The sequence below is a fragment of the Sorangium sp. So ce590 genome (genome assembly GCF_051521365.1).
Classification (GTDB): domain Bacteria; phylum Myxococcota_A; class Polyangia; order Polyangiales; family Polyangiaceae; genus Sorangium.
The window spans coordinates 8,055,523-8,079,755 of sequence record NZ_CP150346.1; the positions used below are offsets into that span (position 1 = coordinate 8,055,523).

A 24,233-nucleotide genomic window follows, 5' to 3' on the forward strand; every position below is an offset into this window, starting at 1 on the left:
CAAGGGGATTTCCCTAACGACTTTGTGTCTGGCGTCGCGGTGGGGGGGTGCACGGCACCTTCCAGTCGGGATGCCCTGCACGCGCCAATCCAACTCATCCCGAAAGCCTCTCGGCGCGTAATGTCGTAAGCATTGAAGCGGACGGAGCGCTTGGGGGAGCGCTGGGAAACCGCCGTCCGGGCTCCCGGTGGTGCGCTGCTCGACAACGGTCGACTTCTCAGCGCGCCACCGGCGGCTCTTCTTGCGTGGGCAGCAGCTGGGCGCCGTGCGGCGGCGCCCAGCTGCCCTGGCAGACACGTCGCGGCCGGGGCGACGCGCGCCGGCTCCTCGGCGGACGCTCGGCGGCCAAGGCCAGGCGCTCGGCGGCTGAAGAGCGGCTCGAGCGCGGCGCTCGCGGGCGACGGCTGCGAGCGGGGCTCAGCGGCTGAAGATCGACTCGAGCGCGGGCACCAGGCGGGCGTGGCGGAACGTGTAGCCGAGCTCCTCCGCCCGCCTGGGATGGACGCGCTGCCCGGTGGTGACGATCTCGGCCGCGTCGCCCATCCCGAGCTTCACCACCGCCTCGGGCACACGGAGCCACGACGGCCGGCGGAGCACGGCGCCGATCGCCTGCGCGACCTCCTCGCCGGTCGCCGCGTGCGGCGCGGTCATGTTGAAGGGGCCCCGCACCGCGTCGTTGTCGAGGGCGAGCAGGGTCATCCCCACCACGTCGTCGCGGTGGATCCACGAGATCACCTGCTTGCCGTCGCCGATCGGCCCGCCCAAGAAGAACCTGAAGGGGGCGATCATCTTCTCGAGCGCGCCGCCGCCCTCGCCGATCACCACGCCGATCCGCAGCTGCACCGAGCGGACGCCGTGCTGCTCCTCGACGGCGCGGGCCGACTCTTCCCAGCGGACCACGACGTCGGCGAGGAAGCCCTCCCCGGGCGGGGCGCCCTCGTCGAGCACCTTCTCGCCCGGCTGCGGGCCGTAGTAGCCGACCGCGGAGGCGCAGAGGAACGCGCCCGGCTTGCGCTTGGCCTTGCCGATCGCCTCGCCCATGAGGCGGGTCGTGTCGACGCGGCTGTTCACGATCTCGCGCCGCGCGTCCTCGGTCCAGCGCTTGGTGATCGACTCGCCCGCGAGGTGGATCACCCCGTCCACCCCGTCGAGCTCCTCGAACCACGGCCCCGCGCTGTAGGGGCTCCACGACACGACACGCGCCCCGGGCAGCGCCGCCTGCGTCCGCCCCACGTCGCGCGTCAGCACCGTCACCCGATCCCCCCGCGCGAGCAGCTCCTTCACGAGACCACGCCCGATAAACCCGCTGCCGCCGGTGACAAGAACCGTCTTCACGAGCTCGTTCTATCACGGCTCGGACGGAGGCGGGCTTCCCTTCGGGCGCCTCGGGCGCCCGGGCGCCTCGGGCGCCACGACGGAGGCGCGCCGGACGGGCGGCAGCTGTCCAGTCGTGACGCGGAGCGCGGGAGACGGTAAGACGCGGGACGTGATGGATGACCTAGAGACCTTCAAGAAGCTTCCTCTCGGCGGCCTGGATCGCCGCTCGCTCGTCGGGGCGCTGGCCGAGCACGGCGCGCGCGTGGCGACCGAGCAGCTCGCGGCGCACCGCGCCCGCATCCGCCCGGCCGGCGCGAAGATCGCCCCGGACGCGGCGGTGCTGATCCTGGGCGGCTCGAACGGCATGACCCGGGCGCTCGCGCTGCAGCTGCTCTTCGGGGAGCGGGCCGCCGTCTTCGCGGTGCACTTCGACAGCGAGAAGATGCAGATCGGCCCGCACCACGTGAAGGCGATCTCGGACGCGGCGGAGGCCGAGGGGCTCACGGCGCGCTTCTGGAACAGCGACGCCACGAAGCCGCAGGTGATCGACGAGGTGGTCGCCGCGCTGAAGGAGCGGTATCGGGCGGTGCACCTCGTGAACGGCATCGCGGCCGGCGCGATGAAGCGGTACGCGGAGCACGGGCCGACGAAGGTGAAGGACCTCGACGTCGCGTTCGATCCGGTGCTCCAGGTGCCTGATTTCTCGCGCCCCGAGAACGTCCGCAAGCTCGGGCTCGTCGAGGTGGACGTCGCGAACGAGGCGGACATCGAGCGGACGAACAAGTTCATGGGCACCTCGTCGCTCCTGTGGGCCGAGCCGCTCGCCGCGGCGGGGCTGCTCGCGAAGGGCGAGAGCGTGGTGTCGTTCTGCGACTACGACTACCCGAGCGACGATCCTGTCTACGCGATGGGCCCGCTCGCCGGCGCGAAGCAGCTGCAGCGCAAGACGATGGCGGAGATCCAGGAGCGGTTCGGGGTGCGGACGGCGCGCATCTGCTATCCGGCGCTGGCGACGACGGCGCTCGGGGCGATCCCGGGAGGGCTGCTGATGTACGGGCTCAGCACGCAGATCCTGAAGGAGCGCGGGCAGTTCAAGGACGTCATCGATCTCGCGGGCGAGACGATGGAGATCTGGCGCCCGGGCTGGGATGGGAGCGATCTGCGGGTGGACGCGGCCTATCAGGCCTGTCTTCCGGAGTTCAACGAGCGCAAGGAGCAGCTCGGGCCGAAGGACGTCCCCGGCGCGTTCCGGCTGCTGTTCGCGTAGCGTCGAGGGGAGCCGCGCGCGGGGCCGGCGCGGCCGGCCCCCTACCCTTCGGGCCGCGCGGCCGGCGCCCCTACCCTTCGGCCCGCGCGGTCTCGGGCTCCAGCCGGGCGATCTGGCGCTTGTCGGACATCTGGAGGATGCCCACCCAGCCGAGCAACCGGATGACCTGATAGGCCGGGTCGATCTCGAACCACCGCACCGCGAAGTTCGGGCTCATCGCGTACTTGTGGTGGTTGTTCTGGAAGAGCTCGCCGAGCGTCACGACGTCGAGGATCAGCGTGTTGCGCGAGTCGTCGTCGCTGTTGAAGTTGCGGTAGCCGTAGCGGTGGCCGCACCAGTTGACGATCGCCCCGTGCAGCGGGCCCATGGTCCAGTGGAGCGGGAGGAACAGGAACTGCCACCAGTGCGAGGCGAAGGCCACGTAGAGGAGCGTGTACCCCGTGCCCCACGCGAGGCGGCCGATCCACGAGTTGCCGATGCGATCGAGCGTCGGCCACTCCGGGTAGCCGCCGAGGAAGCGCGGCTCCACGTCGGCCTTGCCCTCGTAGATCGCGTCGTAGCGCTTCGCGGTGTCCAGCATCATCGAGACGACCCCCGAGTAGTACCGCGGCGAGTGCGGATCCTTCGGCGTGTCGCTGTACGCGTGGTGCATGCGGTGCAAGATCGCGTAAACCCACGGAACCAGGTACGAAGAGCCCTGCGTGAGGTAGGTCAGGAAGTGAAAAATCCGCTCCCATCGCTTCGACATCGTGAACATCCGATGCGAGGCGTACCGGTGCAGGAAGAAGGTCTGGAAAAAGACCGAAAGCGTAGAGTGGGCGATGAGAACGATCGCGATCTCCATGCTCCGCTCGTAGCCCGGCGGTCGGCGGCAGGGGGTCAGGGCACCGTCACGTTTCCGTAACGGGGGCCTGGATCCTGCGTGTTTTCCGGCTGCCTCCTACGTCCCTGGGCTCTCCCGAGTCCGTCCGTGGTACGGCGGCGTCGTGAAGGCCGTGATCATCGGTGCGGGCCGGGGCAGCCGGCTGCGTCACCTGACCGAAGAGCTGCCGAAGACGCTGGTTCCGATCCTTGGCCGCCCGATGCTCGACAGCATCCTCGACGCGCTCGCGGCGGGCGGCTTCAAGCGGTCGGATGTCGTGTTCGTCTGCGGCTACAAGGCCGACGTGATCCGGGCCGCCTACCCGGATCTGACGTACGTCGAGAACCGCGACTGGGAGCAGAACAACATCCTGCTGTCGCTCCTCTGCGCGCGCGAGCACCTCGAGGGCGGCTTCGTCTCGACGTACGCGGACATCGTCTACCGGCCCGAGATCGTGGCGGATCTCGTGCGCTCTCCGCACGACATCGCGCTCGCCTGCGACACCGACTGGCGGCGCCGCTACGTGGGCCGCTCGCAGCACCCGGAGACCGACGCCGAGAAGCTCCGCGCCGACGCGGCCAGCGCGGATCGCGTCGTGGAGCTCTCGCGCCGCATCCCGCCGGAGGCCGCGGCGGGCGAGTTCATCGGGGTGATGAAGCTCTCCGCGCGGGGCGCCGCGCAGTTCCTGGCCGCCTTCGACGCCGCGCGCGCCGCCTTCTCGGAGCGGCCGGAGTTCCGCGAGGGCCGCTCGTTCCGGCGCGCCTACCTCATCGATCTGCTCCAGCACATGCTCGAGTCCGGCGCGGCCCTCCACAAGATCGACACGCACGGCGGCTACATGGAGATCGACACCCTGGAAGACGCGTCGCTGGCCGACGCGTGGTGGCGCGGCGCGACCTGAAGCGGCCGGCGCGCGCGCGGCGGCTCGCGCCGCCCTAGAAGACGTCGGCGAAGTCGGCGCCTTGCGCGAGGAGGCCGGGCAGGCCGCCGGTGTGCAGGAACAGCACCCGCTTGCCCGAGAGCTCGCCCCGCTCGGCCATGTCCCAGAGCCCGGAGAACGCCTTGCCCGTGTACACCGGGTCGAGGATGAGCCCCGACAGCCGCGCCACCTTCAGGATCCGCGCCCGTTGCTCCGGCGTGGAGACCGCGTAGGCCGGCCCCCTCGCGGAGTCGTCGATCACGAGGTGGACGGGCGCGCCGAGGCGCGGATCGAGCGCGCGCGCGTCGTCCATGATCTGGACCGCGATGCGCGCGAACGTCGCCCTGTCCTCGCACACCGCCATCGCGCGCACCTCGCCGGCCACCTCGTAGCGGGCCGCGCCGAGCGCCGTGCCCGCCGCCGTCCCGCCCGAGGCGCACGCGTGCACGATGACGTCGAACGGCTTGCCCCCCGCGAGGCCGAGGTCGAGCTGCTTGCGGATCTCCTCCATCGCGCGCACGTAGCCGAGCGCGCCGAGGCCGTTCGAGCCGCCCTCGGGGATCACGTACGGCCGGCCGCCCGCCGCGCGGAGCTCGGCGGCCGCCTCGGCCATCACGGCGTCGCGGCTCCGGTACGCCTCGGGCGAGATCAGCCGGATCTCGGCGCCGACGAGCCGGTCGAGCAGCGTGTTGCCCTGGAGCGGCGCCCCGGCCGACGGATCGGCGGTGCGCAGGAACAGCACCGAGCGCAGGCCGAGCGAGGCGCAGAGCAGCGCGGTCGCGCGCGCGTGGTTCGACTGCAGGCCGCCGCAGGTGAGCACGCAGTCGGCGCCCTCTTCGCGCGCGGCGGCGAGCAGGTACTCGAGCTTGCGGATCTTGTTGCCGGCCTCCGCGCCCGCCGTCATGTCGTCGCGCTTCACGTGGAGGTCGACGCCGAGCGCCTCGGCGAGCCGCCGCGGGCGCTGGATCGGGGTCGGAAGGTGGCTCAGCGCGAGTCGTTTGCGCATCGTTTCTCTCCCATGCGGTCAATGGATCACGCCCAGCTTGAGCGTGAGCAGGTACTGGTCGGCGAGCTCCGTGCCGGAGGCGTCGTCGAACGCGCCGCCGGGGAAGAGGACGCCGGCCTCGGTGCCGAGCTGGATTGTGACGAGCCTGCCCATCGCGATGCGCGCGTCGACGCCGAGGTCGAGCTCGACGCCGAGATCGCGGCGGCGCGAGGGCCCGCCGTCGTAGTTGGCGAGGCTGCCGCCCGCCCGGGGGGTGCTGTGCGGGTCGACCACATCGGTCGTCGCCTCGGCGATGATCGCCCCTGCCTTCAGGTCGAGCCAGCGCGCCGGCCGCACGACGACCCGCGGGTTCACGTAGGCGGCGCCGAACACGCCTCCCTTGGAGGGCAGCGACCGGATCCCGGGCTCGGGGGACGCGGCGAAGAGCTCCCGCTCGGCGATCGTGGCCGAGCGCGCGGTCTTCCAGGCGAGCACCTGGTCGAACAGGAGGAGCCCGACGTTGTGGCTCGGGTCGAAGGTGAACCGTCGCGAGACGCCGTCCCTGGGGTCGTCGTCGCCCGACGCGTAGCCGGCCTCGAGCTCCGTGACGACGCGCCCCCACTGCTCGGCCGGCCGCCGCCCGCGGCCCGCGACGTGCACGGCCCCGAGCGTGGCCGCGCCGCCGACCGAGCGCACCGCCACGGGCGCGCGCCCTGCCGCCGCGCCCGAGGGCGGCGCGGGCCCGCGCGGGATGAACGACGTCGAGCCCAGGATCACCGCGGCCTCGATCTCGCCGTAGACGTGGGCGCCGCCCCCCGGCACCGGCGCGTCGAACTTGCCGGTCACGTCGATCACGGCCGAGGCGAGCGTCTCGGTGGACCGGGCCGGGCTCGTCTTCGCGCGGCGCTCGCGGGCCTGCCGCCGCAGGGCGCCGTAGATCCCGACCTCGCCGCGCCGCTCGCGCCAGAGCGCCGACACGACCGCCTGGAGCGCGCGATCGCCCTCCCCTTCGTCCTGCCCCTCGACGTCGTTTCCGAGCAGGTCGGCCGCGCTGTCCTCGAACACGAGGTCGCCCGCGATCGTCACGAGGAGCGGTCCGGTCCGGCCCATCGGCGTCGCCGCGAAGAGGACGCGCTGGACGAGCGATCCGCGCTCGTAGTCTCCGAAGAGGGTCGCGCGCTCGCCGTCGTTGGCGACGAGCCCCATGCCCCAGTGCGCGCCCTGCTGGCCCAGCCGGAAGACGCCGACGGACGACGGCAGCTCCAGGTAGAGGTAGCGCGGGTGCACCTCGTACCAGGCCAGGGCGGCGCGCGCGTCGCGCACCTGCTCGACGTGCCGCGTGACATCGCCGGCGATGAGCCCGCGGACGACGTCGATCTGCGCGACGATGGACGCCTTGTCCTTGTAGTGGAAGCGCGGCGAGAGGCGCAGCCAGTGAGCGATGTACTGGTTCTGCCCGAGCGTCGTCGCGCCCGGAGCCGAGAGGCGCGGCGCCCGGAGCCGGAGATCGCTCATGGCGCGGTAGCGGAGCTGGTACTCGCCCTGCAGCGAGAACGTCGACCGGGTCGGGTCCGGCGGGGGCGGCGGCGAGCGGCCGGTGTCCAGGACGAGCCGCTGCTCGAAGCGGTCGACGGCCGGCGCGGCCGGCGCGGACGGCGGCGCGCCCAGCCCCGCGCTGCTGGCGCCGTCCGCGTCCTCCGCGCTCGCGTCCTCCGCGCTGGCGGCGTCTGCGCTCGCGTCCTCCTCGTTCCCACGCTCCGCGCTCGCGTCATCGACGGGCTGGGCGGCGCTCGGCGAGGCGACCGCGACAGCAAACGCAAGGGGGGCGAGGAGGGCCAGGGTGAAGCGCATCGGAAGCAAGCGACCGCGCGCCGGCGCGCGGCCGGGAACGCGCCGGCGAGGATAGGCGGATCGATCCCCGCGGGGCACTGGATTCTGCGTTTTCCAGCCGGGGGCGCTGCCGGGGCCCCGCGGGCCGCCGGCGAGCGATCGAGCGGCGCCGCGGATCGCCGCTCGGGCGGCTTTTCTCGCGGCATCCGCCGCTCTAGCGTGCGCCCCCGTGACCCCCTCCACGCCGCGCGCCGCCGCTGTCTCTCCCTCTCCGTTGCTCCTTGGCCGCCCCCTCTCCCTCGCGGATCTCGAGGACGTCGCGCGACGCGGCCGTCCGGTGGCGATCTGCGCCGAGGCGCGCGAGCGCGCCGAGGCCTCGCGCCGCGCGATCGACGCGATCGTGGCGGCGGGCGACGCCGCGCCTGCGGTGTACGGGATCAACACCGGCTTCGGCGCGCTCGCGGAGACGCGCATCGCCGATCACGACATCCGGGCGCTCCAGCGGAACCTCGTGCGGAGCCACGCCTGCGGGGTGGGGCCCGATCTCGGCGAGGCCGAGGTGCGCGCGATGATCGTCCTGCGCGCGCAGGTGATCGCGCTGGGGCACTCGGGGGTGCGCACGGAGGTGCTCGACCTGCTCGCCGCCCTGATCGAGCGCGGCGTGTGCCCGCGCATCCCGGCCCAGGGCTCGGTCGGCGCGTCGGGCGATCTCGCGCCGCTGGCGCACCTCGCGCTCTCGCTCATCGGCGAGGGGGAGGCGCGCTTCGAGGGGCAGCTCATGCCGAGCGCGGTGGCGCTGGCGAAGGCCGGCATCGCGCCGCTCGCGCTCGCGGCGAAGGAGGGGCTCGCCCTGATCAACGGGACCCAGTACATGACCGCGCTCGGCGCGCTCGCCCTGCGGGACGCGGCCGCGCTCTGCAAGGTCGCGGACATCGCTGGCGCGGTGAGCCTCGAGGCGCTGATGGGCTCGAAGCGCCCGTTCGACGAGCGGCTCATGCGCGTGCGCCCGCACCCGGGCCAGGCCGGCACGGCCGGCAACCTGCGCGCGCTGCTCGGGGGCAGCGAGATCATGCAGAGCCACGCGGACTGCCCGAGGGTGCAGGACGCCTACTCGCTCCGCTGCATGCCCCAGGTGCACGGCGCGACGCGCGACGCGCTCGCCTGGGCCGCCGAGGTGCTGACCCGGGAGGTGAACAGCGTCACGGACAACCCGACGGTGTTCCTCGGCGAGGGGGGCGCCGAGCTGATCTCGGGCGGCAACTTCCACGGGCAGCCGGTCGCGCTGGCCCTGGATCTCGCCGCGATGGCGGCGGCCGAGCTCGCGAACATCAGCGAGCGGCGGGTCGAGCAGCTGGTCAATCCTGCGCTCTCGACCGGCCTCACGCCGTTCCTCGCGCCGAGCAGCGGGCTGCACTCGGGGTTCATGATCGCCCAGGTGGCGAGCGCCTCGCTGGTCAGCGAGAACAAGGTGCTCTGCCACCCGGCGAGCGTCGACTCGATCCCCTCGAGCGCCGGCCGCGAGGACCACGTGAGCATGGGCAGCATCAGCGCCCGGAAGCTCTCCCAGGTGATCGAGAACGTCCGCAGCTCGCTGGCGATCGAGCTCATCACGGCGGCGCAGGGGGTGGACCAGCGGCGCCCGCTCCGCCCGAGCGCGGGGGTGGCCGCCGCCCACGCCGCCATCCGCCGCGTGGTGCCGGAGCTCGTCGAGGACCGCCCCCTCTACCTGGACATCGCGGCGGCCACCGAGCTCATCCGGAGCGGCGCGCTCATCGCCGCGGTGGAGGAGGTGGTGGGTTCGCTCAACTGATTTTTTCTGTTGTCACAATTACATCTGAGACGATTTTTTGGAAATCGCATGCGACTCACCGGAATGCAACTGCTCCATCGAAGGGGGAGTTGCTGTACATTGGCTCAGTGCCCATTCCGGTCAGCACCCCGCCGTTTCCATTCGATGCCGTTCGAGATCTGCTCGGCGTGGTGCGGGCGATCTACGCGGCGGCGAAGGACGGGGGGGCGTCGCGGGAGCAGCTGGCGCGCATCGAGCGGGTGGGCCGGGAGCTGAGCCGAGCGCTGGACCTGGCGGGGTCGCCCCAGCAGGGGGTGTCGGGTCACTCGACGGCGTGGAAGGTGACGGACAAGGCGATGCTCCAGGTGAACGACCTTGTCGATCCGCTCACGCCGGCGGCGCCGCTCCTGCTGGCGGCGCGGAGCCGCGTCACGGGGAGCCGGCTGGCCGTGCGGAGCAAGCCTCAGGGACGGTAGGGGGCTGGGGGCGAGGGCGAGACGTCCGGGCGGGGGTGCCGGGAGCGGGGGCGGCAGGAGCGGGGCCGCGGGGAGCGGCGAGCGGAGGCGGGCAGGAACGGGCTGCCGGCCGGCGCGCTTCGAGGAACGTACCGCAGGGGTGAAATCGTCAGCTGCGGCCGAAAAATCTGCGACCGCGGGAGCGCTCGGCGTCGCGCCGGATGCCCTGCATCACCATGCGGATGAGCTCGCGGTTGTAAGCGCGCCTGTCATGGCGCTTGTGCTCGGGCAGCTTGACCCCCAGCGCGTGTGCAAGACGTTCGACGTTCTCTACTTTCGCCTCGCGCAGACAATCGATATCCAGATCCATGTAGTGGCGCTCCCATTACTAGAGTCGACTTGGTTTGTCGAGCCCAGAGGAGACAGGACACGGCTGCGCGCCGGAGTGGCATCAGACCGTGACAGGCGCCATCAGCCCGTGACGGGGGCGCGGCGCCTCGGGCACGTCAGCGCCACGAGGGACACAGAGCGACCTGGTCCCGTTCGAGGCGGGCATCGAGGCGGGCAAGCAGCTCAGGTCAGCTGCTGCCGCGGGAGGTCGATCCGCCGCTGCCGCTCGGTTCCCGGCCCATCGTTCCCGCCCGTCGTTCCCGCCCGTCGTGACGCACGATGTCAGGCCAAGGTCACGAGCTCACCGCAGAGAGGGTGAGGGGGGAAGCGCTCCACAGCAGCGGAGGGCGTGAGGTGCCGTGAGCGGCAGCAGAGGGCGTGTCCGGTGGGGTCCCGGCCGAGCGCCCAGGCAGGGAAGCAGAGGAGAGAGGAGAGAAGGGATTACGACGAAGCTGCAAGATGGCCATGAGCCTGGCGGACGCGCGGCGCGGAGCCGAGCTCGACAGCCTCCAGGTCGAAGCGCGGTCCCCCCTGGCTGCGCTCGACAGCCCCCAGGTGGAAGCTCGATGCGCCCGGCGGCTCTCGCCGGCCGGACGCACCGAGGGCCCCCATCACGTCGGCGGGGGTCAGATCGCCACGTCACCCCACGTAGTAGCCCCGGCCGGACTCGAACCGGCACGCCCAAGAGGGCCGCGGATTTTAAATCCACCGCGTCTGCCATTTCGCCACGGGGCCAAGTAGTTGATTTTGCTTAGATTTATGGCTTTGATCTGCTCCGCATCATCCCCGCCGCTGGCCATTCCGCTGACTTTTCCCCCAGCTCGGGGCTCGCATCGGCGAGGGAAGCTAGCTCGCCAAGGCCCAGCTCTGCAAACGTCCTGGAGGCTCGGCGGTACCTCTGGATCATGATGGAGCTCCGGTGCCCGGTCCGGTCGGCGACCCAGGCCTCGCTGCGGCCGTTCGCCAGCGCGACAGTGATGAAGGTCGAGCGCGTGTCGTGGGCGCGCACCTGCTGGCGCTCGTCGGAGTCCTCGAAGAGCTCCGGGCGATCGATGCCGGCGAGCTGCGCGGGCCCTCGCGGTTCAGGAAGCCCCACAGGACGCGCCAGCACAGCGGGATCGCGGTGCAGGCCAGCAGGCGAGCGTCCTCGTCAGCGTAGAGGCAGGCCTTCGCCTTCGCAGGGCCGAGCTTCGGGAGGAAGCCGCGGGGGAGCGGGTTCGCCGCGAGAAGACGGCACGGGAAGACGGCCATCGCCATGAGCCGGTGCAGGAGCTGCGCGATGTGACGGCGAGACGCGGGCGACATCGAAGGAAGCGCGCGCATGACGCGCTCCGCGTCGTCGAGTGTGAAGGCCGCGACGGGGATGCGACCGGCGATCGGATACACGTGGCGGTCAAGCCGGTAGACGTCTTGTTCCACGCTCCGCTTCGTCTTGACATGGTCGGGGACCATGCGCGCGAGCTCGCCCGAGGTCCAGAGCTCGCCGAACTGCTGGAGGGTGACCTGCTTCGGCACCGAGCTGCCGCCGGGGACGACCTTCGCTTGAGCGCCACCTTTGCAGACGACCTCGATCGCCGCGATGACGTCGCGGAGCGCCCTGCCCTCGCGTACTGCAGCACGCTCCAGCAGCGCGACGATCGCGTCGCGCGTGACGTTGCGCGAGGCACGCAGCCGCGCCGCCAGGTCAGCGACGAGCTCCTTGCGCTGCTCGGCTTGCTCCTTGGTCAGCTTGGGGTCGAGAGGGAAGCTCTCGCGGTCGCGCTCACGCCTGCGGCGGCCCGCCGGCAGGGGCCAGCACGAGGCCGACCTCATGGAGCACCGTCGCACCGAGCCGCCGCCGTGCTCGGCACCGTTCGCCGCGCGCTCTGTCTGCGCGTGCTCATCGGTCCGAAATCCTCCAGCCGACGTCGTCGAGAATCTCGGATTTCAACGCATGCGCCACAGGTCCAGCGGAGGAGCCATATTGTCTACGCCGCGCTGAGAGCTCAGGTCGGGAGCGACGTCAATTGCGCGACCATCGAGGAGATCACGTGAGGCCGCCCCGAGCTCTCACAGCGGCTCGATGCTCAGAAGATCGCCCACCAGGTGATACACGCGGTAGTGGGCGCCGTGCGTCGTCAGCTCCCACGCTTTCTGCGAGACGACGAAGGCGACTCCGCCGATCACGTAGCGCCATTGGCTCGGCATGCCGCCGCGGCCGTCGATGTGCACCTTTTGGAGCGGACCCTGGGCGACCAGCGCGGGGCTCTGGGCGTACGCCTTGCGCCTCGCGCCGACCTTCCTGAACGTCAACAGCGCGCCGATACCGAGCAACCCGCCCAGCACGACGCCGCCCCCGCCGAGCGCGTAGAGCCCGTTCATGTCGATGTCGGAGATCGGCTTCGAGTAGTCGTCGTAGAGGTAGAGCGCACCTCCGACACCCCCGGCGGCGACGAGTAACCCGAGCAGGAGCAAGAACACCCCGCCGCCGATGCCGGAGCTCTTGCCGCGCTTGGCCTGCGCCGGATGAAGGCGCCCCTGCCGGTTCATTTCGAGCTCTTCGAGCGTGAAGCCGTGGGCCGCTCCGAGGTCTCGGAGGTACGCCTGCCGCGGGTCGGAGGGTGAGGCCATCATGCGAGCCTCGAGTGACCCAGGGCGACCAGGGCGTGGATGGGGGCTTCGAGCTCGGCGGGCTTCAGCGGCTGACCGCCGTAGGAGAGACAGAGCTCGCCGTTGTCGTAAGAGAGCCCGACCTGATTCATGGGCAGCTTGAGCAGCGCTGCCTGCACCGCCGAGTTCATGAGCGCGCGAGAGAGGGCGGGCGAGTCGCTCCTGAGCGAAATCATGCGATCGAAGTTCGGGTCGCCCGTCGGCACCAGGTGGTACTGCGGGCCCCCCGCGCCGCGCGTGATCTGGAGCGAGAAGCGATGCGGCGCCGGATACAACGAGCGCGCATAGAAGGCCGTGGAGGTCGTTCTGGTGTTGCCCACCATGCTCCAGGTGGAGATGACGCGGAGCGGCACGTTCTGCACGGCGCCGGTGAGGGACTTGACGCGGCGCTGTGACGTGAGCGCGTTGCCCTCGTTCTGCTGATCGAAGGTCAGCCCGTACCTCGTCGCACAGTTCGGCCAGACCGCGTCCGTTGCGCGCGAGAGCTTGATCGCGCCCGCCACGATCGCGACCAGGACGAGGGCGCCCGCCCCGAGCCCCAACCATTGGAAAAGTTCGTACGTGCTCATGTCGTGTTCGCTATCCCAGAAAGAGATTACTCACCTTTGGAGAGGCGCGACAACGGGAATACTGCCGCGGATTTTCTGGTACCCGCCCGGGTGCCCCGCTTGAGGTCTGCCCGCAGGTCCCGCTGCTTCAGCAATTTCCCCGTATTTTAGAGCAAGGCGCATGCCGGTACTGGACCGGGCCTCCAAGGTCTGGCAGATGTCGTTTCGAGACCCCCTTGCCCCTTCCGCGGAGGCGCTCGCGGGGATGGTTCGAAGGATGCGCGATCGCGCAGCTCCCTGGCTGAGGAAGCGAAGAATGCATTCCGCAGCAAGGGCATCACCTGCTACGGATTCATGCCGCTCCACCTCACGATGGCCGGCGCCGAGCGAGTCCACGGCCGGGACGAGCGCATCTCCGCAGAGGTGCTGGAGCACGGCGCGACCGCGATGTTCGCGCTCGTCCGGGCCGTGGCAGGCCGGTAGGCGGTGGCGAAGCGCTGGCGTGCCCGGAGGAGACCTGCCGCGCCAGCGATGCGTCCGCGAAGGGGGCCCGCCGGGCGGCCGGGGTTGACGCGAGCGACGCTCGCGCATAGCGTCGGCATGTCTCGTGCCCCTGTCACTGCCGCCAGGGCTCGCCGGTGCCATAGCGCAAGGTGATCTCCGATGCCGGGTGGAAGCCCCAAGCAACCCGAGCCCACTTCCGACGGCTGGTCGCCTCGCACCGAGGCCTCGTTGTGGCTCGGGCTCGGGCTGCTCGGCGTCGGGGTCGTGTGGTTCACGGTGCGCGCCATCGAGATCGACAGGTCGCTCGACGCCGCGAGCCGGCAGCTCGCGAGCGCCGGGCCTCCGGACGCGCCGCCGGCGCCGGCTCCCGACGCGGGCGCAGAACCGCACCTCGCGCTGGCCTGGACCGTGGGAGCCCCGGGCGAGCCGGCGGAGCCGCTGGCGAGCGTGCGGCGGGCAGCCGAGGAGCTGCTCGCGCGGCGCCTCCCTCACGGGCTCCGTCGCGGGGCGGTGATCCGCACCGTGGCCGAGGCCGCCACGGCGCCGAAGGAGCCTTGTGTTCTGGCGCTCGACGTGCGGGCGGCCGGGCAGCCGGAGGCCCGCTTCTACCGGTTCGACGGCAACGCCACGGGGCGGCTGGTCGACGAAGACGGACGCGAGCCGATGCCGAACCCGTGGCAGGCGCCGCTCGCCACGCTGCGTCGGACGTCGCCGTTCAACCCCAAGCGGATGCACCCCATCTTGCACCGCGTGAGGCCGCACGAGGGCACGGACTACGGCGCGCCGTCGGGAACCCCGGTCTATGCCGCGCTCGAGGGCAGCGTCTCCTGGGTGGGGCCGCATGGTGGTCACGGCAAGTGGGTCGCGATCCAGCACGACAACGGCGTCGAGACAGGCTACGCGCACCTCTCGAGGTTCGCGGCGGGCCTGAAGCGCGGGGACCACGTGGCGACCCATCAGCTCGTCGGCTACGTGGGGTCGACCGGGCGGTCGACGGGGCCGCACCTGCACTTCAGCGCGAGCCGCAACGGCGTCTACTTCGACGCGGAGACGCTGCTCGCGACGCGCCTGCGGGAGCTCCCCGCCGATCGGCGCGACGCGTTCCGCGCCGAGAAGGGTGAGCTCGACCGCGAGCTCGACGACATCGGGGCTCCCCTCCCCGCCGCGCCGCGGCCCGGACGCGGGGACGAGCCGGCGTCGCCGGCGAACGATTCGGAGTCGCAGCCGCACGCGGCCGCGTCGGGCGCCCGGCGCCAGCGGCGGTGACCGCCGGCGAGGCCGCCCGGCGGCCTTGTCTCCCCCTGCGGGTCGGCGAGCCCTATGTACGGGGACGCGCCGCTGCGCGTCCGGCGAGGACGCGCGCGGGCGCAAGCGCGCCGCAAGCCTCGGCCACCCTCGGGAGGTGCAAGCACAGATGGACACCATGCACGTCGACCTGTTGATCCGGATCGTCGCGGGCGCGGCGCTCGGCGGCATCATCGGATACGAGCGCGATCGCCACGGCCGCCAGGTCGGGCTCCGGACCCACCTGCTCGTCGCGATGGCCGCGGCGACGTTCATGGTCATCTCGGTGAAGTTCGTCTACTTCCAGCATTACGGAAAGGAGGATCTGGTCGCCGTCGACTCCTCGCGCATCGCCGCGTCGATCGTCGCCGGCATCGGCTTCCTCGCCGGCGGCTCCATCCTGCGCACCGGGACCACGGTCCAGGGCATCACGACCGCGGCGGGCCTGTGGCTCGTGACGGCGATCGGCATGTGCTCGGGCGCGGCGATGTACGTCGAGGCTGTCGTCGTCACGCTCCTCGGCGTGCTCGCGCTCACGACGCTCCGCCGCTTCGAGGACAAGGACGACCGCAGCACCCGGCGACGGATCGCCCTCGTCCTGGGCGAGGAGTCGGCCGGCGTGGCTGACATCATGAAGGCGCTCGAAGCGCTCGGGGCCGTCGTCTCGGACATGGATTACGAGCGCCGCCTCGACGACAAGCGGCGCGTCAACGTGACGCTCGACGCGAGGATCCCGAACACGATCGGCGTGGAGAGGCTGATTGACCAGCTCGCAAAGCAGCCCGGGGTCCGGCGGGTCCACGTCCAGGCGCTCACGTGATGGAAGCCGCGCTGCGCACGGTCGCGCCGTACGGTGGGACCGGTGATGCCGAGAGCCCTTCACCGCGGGCGACGCGGCGGCGCAGCGCCCACGCGCGGGGGTCTCCTCAGGACGCCTGCGCGAGGCCGAGCTCGCCCTCCGGCTCGACAGGCAGCTCGACGAGGAACGTCGTTCCCGAGCCCAGCTGACTGTGCAGATCCACGCGCCCTCCATGCGCTCGCACGATCTCCCGAACAAGGTACAGCCCGAGCCCGAGGCTCTGCGCTTGATGAAGCCCCGTCGCGCGCTCGAACGCCTCGAACACGCGCCGCTGGTCGGCCTCGGCGATCCCGATGCCCTGATCGGAGACCGAGAGGCGAGCGACGGCCCCGTCCGCGTCGGCCACGATCCGAACCGGCTTCCCGGCTCCGTACTTCATGGCGTTCGTCAAGAGGTTCGTCGCGACCTGCTCGAGCCGCAGCCGATCCCACTGGCCCCAGACGGCGCGCTCCCCCTGCACGTGGAGCGCACATCCAGCCAGATCGGCCTGCTCGCTCAGCCTCCCGACGACGTCCCGCACGAGGGCCGTCAGGTCCACCGGCTCACGCGTCAGGGCGAGCCGCCCCACCTGGACGCGCGAGAGGTCGAGCAGGCTGTCGATCAGCAGGCTGAGCCGACCGAGCTGACGCTTGAACGACGTGAGGGACGACGACAACCAGGATGAGGATACCGTCTCTTGCTGCTTGATCGATCGCGTGAGCGTGTCGAGCTTCAGATGGAGACCTGTCAGCGGTGTCTTCAGCTCGTGGGCGAGGAACGCCGTGCGCCTCTCCGCGGCCTCTGCCGCCGCCCGCGCCTCTCGCTCCCTGGCGAGCAAGAGCGCGTTCTCGAGGGAGATGGCCGCTTGCGTGGCGAGCAGCTCGAGGGCGAGGAGCCGCTCGGGCGTGAACGCGTGCGTGGTGAGGTTGTTCTCGAGGTAAAGCAGGCCGATCACCTCGGCCTGCCGCGAGATCGGAACGCAGAGGACCGACCTCGGATTGTGCCGGACGATGTACTCGTCCCCCGAGAACCTGCCCGCCTTCGCGGCGGCATCATCGAGGAGCACGCGCTCCTTGGTGAGCCGCACGTAGTGGAGGATCGAGGCAGGGATGAGCTGGGAGGAGGACACCGGCAACGACTGTAGAACCTTGGTCACGGTCCCTTGTCGCTCCTCGATCGCGGCTTCCGCCTCGATCGTCAGGTCGCCGTTCCGCACGAGGAGGAGGCAGCCCTTCTGGGCACCTCCCTGCTCGAGGACGAACTCGAGCAGGGTTCGCAAGAGCTTCTCGAAGAGGATCTCGCCCGAGATCGTCTGCGACGCCTTGACGACCGAGAGCACGTCGAGCAGGTCCGTGCGCGCGGCGAAGGTGGCGGTGGGCGCGAGCGGCCGTCGCTCGAGGAGCTGCGGATAGAGCTGTTCGAGCTGCCTCACCTTGCCGTCGGCCCCCCAGCGCACGTAGCACGAGCGGGCTTCGCGCAGGTACGTATCGGAGAAGCACTCGAACCCTCGCGCTCGATAGAACCGAGACGCGAGCTCGTAGGCAAGCGCTTCATCGTGGACGAAGCCGCTCTCGCGCGCCGAGCGGATGGCCTCTTCATAGAGGCGCATCGCGTCGAGATCCCGGCCCTCGATGCGGGCGGCCTCGGCGGAGACCAGGGCGTAGCGGCTCCGGAAGTTCTCGGGGCAGCTGTCGGCCCAGTGCCTCAGCTTCTGCAGCTGCTCCTCGAGCGTCCGAGCCAATTGCTGCCGCTGCTCGGCCGGCGCCTGCGCGTGGAGCGCCGTCACCGTGAGCGCGTAGTAGAAGCGGTGCGCCGCCCCCATGGCCAGGGACGCCAGCTGGTCCTGCATCAGCGCGGCGCGGGCTGCGGACTCCAGCGCTTCAGCGTGACGTCCATGCATGAACGCCGCGATCTGCTTCATGATATGATACGCGGCGATCCCGAGGCCGAAGCCCGCCTTCTCGAGGATCGCGAAGCTGCTGTCCTCGTCGAAGCCGCCGCTGTTGAAGCTCGTGGATGCCCGCGTCGCTCCCTTCAGGCTCGCCGCGAGCTGCTCTTCGAGCCGGACCACGTGGTACACGACGTCGTTGTGGGTCTGCCGGGCGAAGGCGGCGCACTTCCGCGCGACGTCAATCACGTGATCGAGCGGGTCGCCGTTCTCCAGAACAATCCACACCATGTTGTACGTCAAGTAACCGGCAAATATGAAGTCTCCTACATCGAGGCAATCGGAAAACGCCTTATCCAGGAGCGGGAGGCTCGTCGCGTAGTGCCTGTACCAGATGCTGATGACGCCCGCGTGGTGGAAGAGCAGCCTCCCCTTCAGCATGGCCGTGACGCTCTTGAACTTCTCGTTCAGCCTGAGCGCCATCTCGGAGAACTGGAACGCGCACGGGATGTCCCCGAGGATGGACACCATGACGCCGGCGTAACAACTGTAGACGAAAGAGGACTCCTCGGCGTGTCCGCGCAGCAGGGAGACGTTCACCCCCTTGGCGGTGAGCAGCGGCCAGAGCGCCGGTCGCACGGAGAATACGAGGGGGCACGACTCGGCGATCAGGCCGATGAACCCCCGCACGTCTTCGTCGGTCGCCACGGGCGCATCGACGAGATCGGCGATGCGACGCCCGCGCAGGGCGTCCGGGACCTGCCGGATCTCGGCCTCCACGGCCGCCTGGATCTCCTCGTCGGCCTCCGGGAGCTCCACCCCGTAGAGCCGCAGGGCCTCGATCATGACCGTCATGGCATCGCGGTGCCGTCCGGCGATCTGGTAGAGCCGCATGCGCAGCCGGTGGGCCCTGGCCCGGTCGGACCTGGAGCGGGCGTCCTGGAGGATCCGATCGAACAGGGCGTCGGCCGGCTGGAAGTTGCCGGCGAGGGACTCGCATTCGGCGAGCTCCAGGTAGAGCGTGAGCGTGTCCTCGTACCGAGCGCTCCAGGCGTCCGGTGGCAAGAGAGACGCCGCCTGCGCCAGATAGATGCGCGCCGAAGCGTAGGCGACCGAAGCCTTTGCCTTGATCCCTGCCGCGAGGTTGAGCCGGCAGAGCGCCTCCCTCTCGCGTGGATCGGTGATGAGGTGGGCGCCGTGATTGAGCTGGTTCGCGACGTCGAAAGCCCGCTCCTCGATGGCCCCGGCGGGCAGATGAGACACGAGGCGCCGGCCGATCTTGAGGTGCGCTGCGGCCCGCAGATCCTCCGGGATGAGCGAATAGGCCGCCTCCTGGACGCGGTCGTGGAGGAACCTGTACGTGCCTTCGTGGCAGAGGACGAGCCCCGCGCGGACGGCCTGCCAGACCTCCGCGTGCAGCTCCTCCTCCGAGCGGCCGCACGCCATCGTCAAGACGCCGACCTCCGTGGCGTTCCCGAGGCAGGCGAGCTGCTTCAGCGCCTCCTGGGTGCCAGCAGGGAGCCGCGCGAGCTTGTCGACCATCAGGTCGACCACGTTGTCGGTGAAGCCCTTGGCGCGGATCTTCGCCATGTCCCACCGGAACGCGCCCGCGCGGGGGTCGAGCTCGATCAGCCGCTCTTCGTAGAGGGCGATGAGAAACTGGATCGCGAAGAAGGGGTTGCCGGCCGTCTTCTCGTGGACCAGGGCCGAGAGCGGCGCGGCGTCCGCAGGGCGGCATTGAAGCAGCTCACTGACGAGCATGGACAGGTGCTCGCGGGAGAGCGGGCCGAGCACGATATCCCGGACGCGCGCGCCCTCCCCCCTCACCTTGTCCAGCGCCGTCATGAGCGGGTGCGAGGGCGTCACCTCGTTGTCGCGATACGCGCCGATGACGAGGAGATGACCCGTGTCGAGGTGCGTCACCAGATCCTGCAGGAGCCCGAGGCTCGCCGAATCGGCCCACTGGAGATCGTCGAGGAAGAGCACGAGGGGGTGCTCCTTCCGGGCAAACACCCCGATGAAGTGCCGGAAGACGATGCGAAACCGGTTCTGCGCCTCGACCGGCGGCAGCTCGGGAGCCGGCGGTTGCGGGCCGATGACCAGCTCGAGCTGCGGGATCAGGTCCACGATGAGCTGCCCGTTGACCGTGAGGACCTCGAGCAACCGCTGCTTCCAGGCCGCGATCCTCTCGCTGTCGGCGAGGAGCTCGAGCACGATCTCCTGAACGGCCTGGACGATGGTGGAGTAAGGGATATCGCGCTTGTGCTGATCGAATTTTCCCGAGGCGAAGAACCCCCGCTCGCGGGCGACGGGCTTGTGCAGCTCGTGGACCAGCGTCGACTTGCCGATGCCGGAGTAGCCGGCTATCAGCGCGAGCTGCGGCGATCCGGTGTCGACAACGCGCTCGAAGGCGCGCAGCAGCGCCGCGATCGCCTCGTCGCGCCCGTAGAGCTTCTGCGGGATCTGCAGGCGGCCCGACGCGTCCTGCTCGCCCAGCGGGAAGGGCTCGATGCTGCCACCGCAGCGCCATGATTCGAAGCACCGTTCCAGGTCATGGCGAAGGCCGCGGGCCGTCTGGTAGCGGTCCTCGGGCATCTTCGCGAGGAGCTTGATCACGATGCGCTCGACCGCCTCGGGCACCTCGGAGACCACCTCGGAGGGAGCCGCGAACGCGCGGGCGATGTGACAATGGATCCATTCCAGCGGATCGCGGGCATCGAATGGAAGCTTCCCCGTGAGCATCTGATAGAACGTGCCCCCCAGGGAATACAGATCGCTGCGGCTGTCGATCCCACGGTTCATCCGCCCCGTCTGCTCGGGCGACATGTAAGGTAGGGACCCCTCGATGAGGCGTGCTGGCTCCGCGGCCTGCTGTTCGCGGGGGAGCCGCAAGGCGAGCGCGAGATCGGCGATCTTCACCGCGCCGGTGGCAGAAATGACCAGGATATTCGCGGGCTTGAGGTCTCTGTGAACGACGCCTCGCTGGTGGATGTCGGAGACGGCCCCCGCAATGCGGATAGCGAGCTCGAGGAACGCGCCGATCGCCATCGGCGCGCCGAGCAATCGATCGAGCGGCTCAGCGCCGGAGTCTTCCATGACGAGGGCGAGCGCCCCATCGTACGTCTCGAGGGCGAGGGGCCTGACGATGGCTCCCACGTCGAGCATCTTGCCCGTCTCGTACTCCCTCTTGAGCCGGTCGAGGTCCTTCGGCCGGCAGCTCCTCGGGTCGAGCACCTTGAGGACCACCGGATGGCCGTCGGCGTTTCGAATGGCGCGGTACACGGCGGTGCCGCGGCCCTCGTAAACAGTTTCGCAGATCGTGTAGGAAAAGGGAGGAGACGGGCTCGTCATGCAGGCGCTGGGAGAGGCAGCCTCGGCAGTGGCAGCAGGAGCCCGCCTCCCCCGATGAGGTATAACATTCTCCGCCCCCGTCATGGCCGGCGTTGCTTCGAACACCGAGAAGATCGCGACGATCGCCGGGGCATGGTCCCCGGATGGAACCCGGGCCGCACGCGCTCGCCCAGGCGTCATGCTCGACGGAGCCGTGGCCGGTGCCTCGCGCCGGGGCTCCGCCGGCGTGTCGAATTTCGGTTCACACCCGCGCCGGCGCGGGCTTGCCTGGGGGAACGCCGGCGGAGGGCCGGCCTCACCCGAGGAGCGGAGCCATGACTCGCATCGATTCGAGAGCACACCTGTGGACCAAGGCGGCGCGGATCCTGACGGCGCTGGGCGCACTGCTGGCCGCGGCGGCGGCCCCGGCCAGCGCGCGCGCCGAGATCCTCGCTTACGACGAGCACGACGGCGAGGCGGGCGGCGCCGTCGGCTGGACGGACGATTGGCCCTTCGCGCGGGCGGGCGGCGAGCTCGCACAGACCCACGGCTACTGGCGCCGCCGGTTCGCGGCCCCGCTGTCGGCCGCGCACGCCACCCGGTGGATCGCCGTCACCGGGCGCATGGCCGCGCCCCCCGTCGGCTACGCGTACCACGTGCCCATGGGCGTCAGCTCCTGGACGACCGCCCACCAGCACCACGGCCTCCATTTCGACACGTCGAGCCCCGCGGGCCTGCTCGTCGACGACGCCGGCCCGACGAGCGCCATCGCCGGGACCACGCAGCAGACGTGGCTCGCGCGGTACGTCTTCGGCCCCACCAATGCGAGCGGCCGTCACAGCGCCACCGTGAGCATCTGGGCCGGATCCGGCGCCGGTCGCCGCATCGATCCGGGGGCGCCGCCCGTCGTCGTCCGCACGCTCACCGACACCACGCTGGACAGCCTCTATTCCGGGCAGAGCGACGCCCAGAACATCTTCTTCGTGGAGCGCGAGAGCGTCGCCACCACGGCCAGGGAGGCGCTCGCCGCGCCCGAGCGCGATCTCTACCTGGTCGCGCACCAGGACGACGACCTGCTCTTCATGAACCCCGACATCGCGGATTCGATCCAGGCGGGGAATTTCGTGCAGACCGTCTACGTCACCGCGGGCCTCGGGGGCAATGGCCTGCCCGTCATGGACGAGCGGGAGGCCGGGATGAAGGCCGCGTATGCGGCGATGGCCGGCCTCGCCAATGGCTGGAGCTGCACCGAGGCCGCGGTGCTGGGCAAGGAGCTCGTGCGCTGCGCGCTCGACGGGAGCGCCGGCCGCGTCGGGCTCGTGTTCCTGCGGCTCCCATCGTACCCGGACTCCGCGCTCCTGAGCGACCTCTGGAATGGGGGCGCGCCGACCGTGCCGCGGGTCGACCGCACCGACGACGACCCCGCCGGCGCGGTCCCCGTCGATTACACCCGCGAGGAGCTCGTCGCCGTCCTCTCGCGCCTGATGTCCGATTTCCGCGCGAGCCGCGTCGGCACGCTGAACAGCGACCACGGCCACGCCGGCGACCACACCGACCATTACTACACATCGATGTTCGCGTTCGCCGCGCACCAGGTCTACGCCGCCGGGCACGCGCTCCAGACCTACCGGGGCTACGACATCTCGAGCGAGCAGGCGAACGTCTCCGACGCCGAGTTCGACATCACGTGGGACGCATTCCGGTGGTATGCGCAATGCGACCGGTTCACCTGCACGGACATGAGCGCGTGCGGCACCGGGACCACCTGCGACCCGGACAAGCCGGACTATCGCGCCTGGGCGCGGCGCCGGTACGTGGGCTCGGCGATCGCGGGCGTCTCGGGCCGCCTCGGCGCGCTCGGGGGCAAATGCCTCGCGGCCGGCGGCACGTCGAACGGCGCGCCCGTGGTCCTCGCCGATTGCTCCACGGCCTCGGCGCAGAGATGGACCGTCGCGGAGGACCGCATCGGCGGCATCGGCGGGCGCTGCCTCGGCGTCGCCGGCGGCGGCGCCGCGAACGGCGCCCTCGTGGTGCTCGAGAATTGCGCCGAGGCCGCGGGCCAGGTGTGGACGATGCTGGACGGCGGCCAGATCCGCGGCCTCCAGGGGAGGTGTCTCGCGGTCGCCGGGGGCAACACCGCGAACGGCACGCCGGTGCAGATGATCGACTGCAATGGCGGCGAGGCGCAGCGGTTCGCGATTCAGCTCTCGGCGCCCACGCGCTGGTCGTCCGGCAACGATTTCTCGGACGCCCAGATCGGCACGAGCGAGTCCACGACCCGCACGGTCCGGCTCGGCGACGTGAACGGCGACGGCAAGGCCGACGCGTGCGTGCGGCGCGCCGACGGCGTGTATTGCGCGCGCAGCGACGGCGCAGGCGGGTTCCTCCCCGCGCAGCGGTACACGACGGAGTTCTCCGACGCGAACGGCTGGCAGCCCGCGAGATACGGCAACACGATCCAGCTCGCCGACATCGACGGCGACGGCAAGGCCGACGTCTGCGGCCGCGGCATCCACGGCATCCTCTGCCAGGTCGCGAGCGCCGCCGGCGACGCCTTCGTGATCTCCGGCGACGTCTGGTGGACGTACAGCTTCTCCGACGCGGAGGGGTTCGCCGACGCACCGAGCCATTACCGCTCGATCCACCTCGCCGACGTGGACGCCGACGGCTACGCCGACGTCTGCGGCCGCGGCGCCGACGGGGTGCGCTGCGCGATCAACACGACCGCCGGGAGCTTCGGGGCGGCGACGCTCTGGCTCGCCGAGATGTCCGACGCGAACGGCTGGCTGCCGGAGCGTTACGGCGCCACGATCCAGCTCGGCGACATCGATGGCGACGGCGCGGCGGACGCCTGCGGCCGCGGGCCGTCGGGCGTCGTGTGCGCCGTGGCGAGCGCTTCCGGCCCGGGGTTCGTGCGGCCGCACGTCTGGTCGTACAGCCGCGGGGGCGCGCCCGATTACGGCGACGCGTCCGAGTTCGGCGCGGCGCCGGGCCACTGGGGGAGCCTCGGCCTCGGCGACGTCGACGGCGACGGCGACGCCGACCTCTGTGGCCGCGGCGCCTCCGGCGCGCTGTGCGCCATGTCGAACCGCCTCGATCTCGGCGCGGCGCGCCCCGCGTCGCTCGGCGCCTTCGGCAATGCCCAGGGGTGGCTCGCGGCGCGGTACGGCGCGACGGTGCAGCTCGGCGACGTCGACGGCGACGGCCGCGCCGACCTGTGCGGCCGCGCGTCGGACGGCCTCTGGTGCGCGCTCGCGCCGTGAAGCGGTGTCCACGGTCGAGGATTCGATCACGAGCACGATGAGCGCCGTCGCATGGCGGCGGGATCGTCGACCGCGGAAGGTCGGCGGACGGTGACATCCTCGGCGCCACGATGTC

The 24,233-nt window shown here is 70.9% G+C and carries 17 protein-coding genes and 1 tRNA gene; 8 read left to right on the forward strand and 10 right to left on the reverse strand.

Features of this window, described 5'->3' with window-relative positions; translation table 11 throughout:
- Positions 1-417: 417 nt before the first annotated feature.
- Positions 418-1,335, reverse strand: a complete 918-nt coding sequence (locus tag WMF28_RS30310) for a TIGR01777 family oxidoreductase (protein WP_437596839.1) — start codon at positions 1,333-1,335, stop codon at positions 418-420.
- Between WMF28_RS30310 and WMF28_RS30315 the strand changes: the two genes are divergently transcribed.
- Positions 1,316-2,584, forward strand: coding sequence for a hypothetical protein (locus WMF28_RS30315; RefSeq protein ID WP_437596840.1), 1,269 nt, complete (start codon positions 1,316-1,318; stop codon positions 2,582-2,584). The genes WMF28_RS30310 and WMF28_RS30315 overlap by 20 nt on opposite strands.
- A gap of 70 nt (positions 2,585-2,654) precedes the next feature.
- Here the strand turns inward: WMF28_RS30315 and WMF28_RS30320 are convergent, their stop codons facing one another.
- A complete protein-coding gene (locus tag WMF28_RS30320; RefSeq protein ID WP_437596842.1) occupies positions 2,655-3,428 on the reverse strand; it encodes an acyl-CoA desaturase in 774 nt (257 codons plus the stop codon).
- Positions 3,429-3,570: 142 nt separating this feature from the next.
- Here WMF28_RS30320 and WMF28_RS30325 point away from each other — a divergent pair, with 142 nt between their 5' ends.
- A complete protein-coding gene (locus WMF28_RS30325; RefSeq protein ID WP_437596844.1) occupies positions 3,571-4,347 on the forward strand; it encodes an NTP transferase domain-containing protein in 777 nt (258 codons plus the stop codon).
- A gap of 34 nt (positions 4,348-4,381) precedes the next feature.
- Here the strand turns inward: WMF28_RS30325 and WMF28_RS30330 are convergent, their stop codons facing one another.
- A complete protein-coding gene (locus tag WMF28_RS30330) occupies positions 4,382-5,371 on the reverse strand; it encodes a D-cysteine desulfhydrase family protein (protein WP_437596845.1) in 990 nt (329 codons plus the stop codon).
- A gap of 18 nt (positions 5,372-5,389) precedes the next feature.
- Positions 5,390-7,201 carry a hypothetical protein gene (locus WMF28_RS30335; RefSeq protein ID WP_437596847.1) on the reverse strand — a complete coding sequence of 604 codons (1,812 nt, stop codon included), beginning with the start codon at positions 7,199-7,201 and terminating at the stop codon, positions 5,390-5,392.
- A gap of 208 nt (positions 7,202-7,409) precedes the next feature.
- Here WMF28_RS30335 and hutH point away from each other — a divergent pair, with 208 nt between their 5' ends.
- Entirely contained in the window at positions 7,410-8,990 is a 1,581-nt protein-coding gene (hutH, locus tag WMF28_RS30340) for a histidine ammonia-lyase (protein WP_437596848.1), read from the forward strand.
- A gap of 107 nt (positions 8,991-9,097) precedes the next feature.
- A complete protein-coding gene (locus WMF28_RS30345) occupies positions 9,098-9,445 on the forward strand; it encodes a hypothetical protein (RefSeq protein WP_437479007.1) in 348 nt (115 codons plus the stop codon).
- Positions 9,446-9,593: 148 nt separating this feature from the next.
- On the opposite strand, the gene WMF28_RS30350 is transcribed toward WMF28_RS30345, so the two are convergent.
- The 5 genes from WMF28_RS30350 to WMF28_RS30370 all read right to left on the reverse strand — a co-directional run bounded on the left by WMF28_RS30350 (position 9,594) and on the right by WMF28_RS30370 (position 13,032).
- Positions 9,594-9,794 carry a hypothetical protein gene (locus WMF28_RS30350; protein WP_437596850.1) on the reverse strand — a complete coding sequence of 67 codons (201 nt, stop codon included), beginning with the start codon at positions 9,792-9,794 and terminating at the stop codon, positions 9,594-9,596.
- A gap of 672 nt (positions 9,795-10,466) precedes the next feature.
- Positions 10,467-10,549 (reverse strand) — tRNA-Leu (locus WMF28_RS30355).
- Positions 10,550-10,717: 168 nt separating this feature from the next.
- Positions 10,718-11,626, reverse strand: a complete 909-nt coding sequence (locus tag WMF28_RS30360) for a hypothetical protein (protein WP_437596851.1) — start codon at positions 11,624-11,626, stop codon at positions 10,718-10,720.
- A gap of 237 nt (positions 11,627-11,863) precedes the next feature.
- Positions 11,864-12,427, reverse strand: a complete 564-nt coding sequence (locus tag WMF28_RS30365; RefSeq protein ID WP_437596852.1) for a hypothetical protein — start codon at positions 12,425-12,427, stop codon at positions 11,864-11,866.
- Positions 12,424-13,032 (reverse strand): hypothetical protein, encoded by a 609-nt coding sequence (locus tag WMF28_RS30370; protein ID WP_437596853.1) that lies wholly within the window; start codon positions 13,030-13,032, stop codon positions 12,424-12,426. The genes WMF28_RS30365 and WMF28_RS30370 overlap by 4 nt, the downstream gene beginning before the upstream one ends.
- Positions 13,033-13,365: 333 nt before the next feature.
- On the opposite strand from WMF28_RS30370, the gene WMF28_RS30375 reads away from it, so the two are divergent.
- The 3 genes from WMF28_RS30375 (at position 13,366) to WMF28_RS30385 (ending at position 15,619) form a co-directional block, all read left to right on the forward strand.
- On the forward strand, positions 13,366-13,494 hold the full coding sequence (locus WMF28_RS30375) for a hypothetical protein (protein ID WP_437596854.1): 129 nt from the start codon (positions 13,366-13,368) through the stop codon (positions 13,492-13,494).
- 180 nt (positions 13,495-13,674) lie between these two features.
- Positions 13,675-14,781, forward strand: a complete 1,107-nt coding sequence (locus tag WMF28_RS30380; protein WP_437596855.1) for a M23 family metallopeptidase — start codon at positions 13,675-13,677, stop codon at positions 14,779-14,781.
- A 148-nt stretch (positions 14,782-14,929) separates the two neighbouring features.
- Positions 14,930-15,619, forward strand: a complete 690-nt coding sequence (locus WMF28_RS30385; protein ID WP_437596856.1) for an MgtC/SapB family protein — start codon at positions 14,930-14,932, stop codon at positions 15,617-15,619.
- A gap of 106 nt (positions 15,620-15,725) precedes the next feature.
- Here WMF28_RS30385 and WMF28_RS30390 read toward each other — a convergent pair whose 3' ends face one another.
- Positions 15,726-21,215 (reverse strand): AAA family ATPase, encoded by a 5,490-nt coding sequence (locus WMF28_RS30390; RefSeq protein WP_437596857.1) that lies wholly within the window; start codon positions 21,213-21,215, stop codon positions 15,726-15,728.
- On the opposite strand from WMF28_RS30390, the gene WMF28_RS30395 reads away from it, so the two are divergent.
- Positions 21,191-24,118 (forward strand): FG-GAP-like repeat-containing protein, encoded by a 2,928-nt coding sequence (locus WMF28_RS30395; protein ID WP_437596858.1) that lies wholly within the window; start codon positions 21,191-21,193, stop codon positions 24,116-24,118. The genes WMF28_RS30390 and WMF28_RS30395 overlap by 25 nt on opposite strands.
- Positions 24,119-24,233 lie beyond the last annotated feature (115 nt).

Excerpts from the sequence above, each read along its gene's own strand:
- WMF28_RS30320 (WP_437596842.1), bottom strand. The coding sequence starts at position 3,428 with ATGGAGATCGCGATCGTTCTCATCGCCCACTCTACGCTTTCGGTCTTT.
- WMF28_RS30330 (WP_437596845.1), bottom strand. The coding sequence starts at position 5,371 with ATGCGCAAACGACTCGCGCTGAGCCACCTTCCGACCCCGATCCAGCGC.
- WMF28_RS30335 (WP_437596847.1), bottom strand. The coding sequence starts at position 7,201 with ATGCGCTTCACCCTGGCCCTCCTCGCCCCCCTTGCGTTTGCTGTCGCG.
- WMF28_RS30350 (WP_437596850.1), bottom strand. The coding sequence starts at position 9,794 with ATGGATCTGGATATCGATTGTCTGCGCGAGGCGAAAGTAGAGAACGTC.
- WMF28_RS30360 (WP_437596851.1), bottom strand. The coding sequence starts at position 11,626 with ATGAGGTCGGCCTCGTGCTGGCCCCTGCCGGCGGGCCGCCGCAGGCGT.
- WMF28_RS30365 (WP_437596852.1), bottom strand. The coding sequence starts at position 12,427 with ATGATGGCCTCACCCTCCGACCCGCGGCAGGCGTACCTCCGAGACCTC.
- WMF28_RS30370 (WP_437596853.1), bottom strand. The coding sequence starts at position 13,032 with ATGAGCACGTACGAACTTTTCCAATGGTTGGGGCTCGGGGCGGGCGCC.
- WMF28_RS30375 (WP_437596854.1), top strand. The coding sequence starts at position 13,366 with ATGCCGCTCCACCTCACGATGGCCGGCGCCGAGCGAGTCCACGGCCGG.
- WMF28_RS30380 (WP_437596855.1), top strand. The coding sequence starts at position 13,675 with ATGCCGGGTGGAAGCCCCAAGCAACCCGAGCCCACTTCCGACGGCTGG.
- WMF28_RS30385 (WP_437596856.1), top strand. The coding sequence starts at position 14,930 with ATGGACACCATGCACGTCGACCTGTTGATCCGGATCGTCGCGGGCGCG.
- WMF28_RS30395 (WP_437596858.1), top strand. The coding sequence starts at position 21,191 with ATGACTCGCATCGATTCGAGAGCACACCTGTGGACCAAGGCGGCGCGG.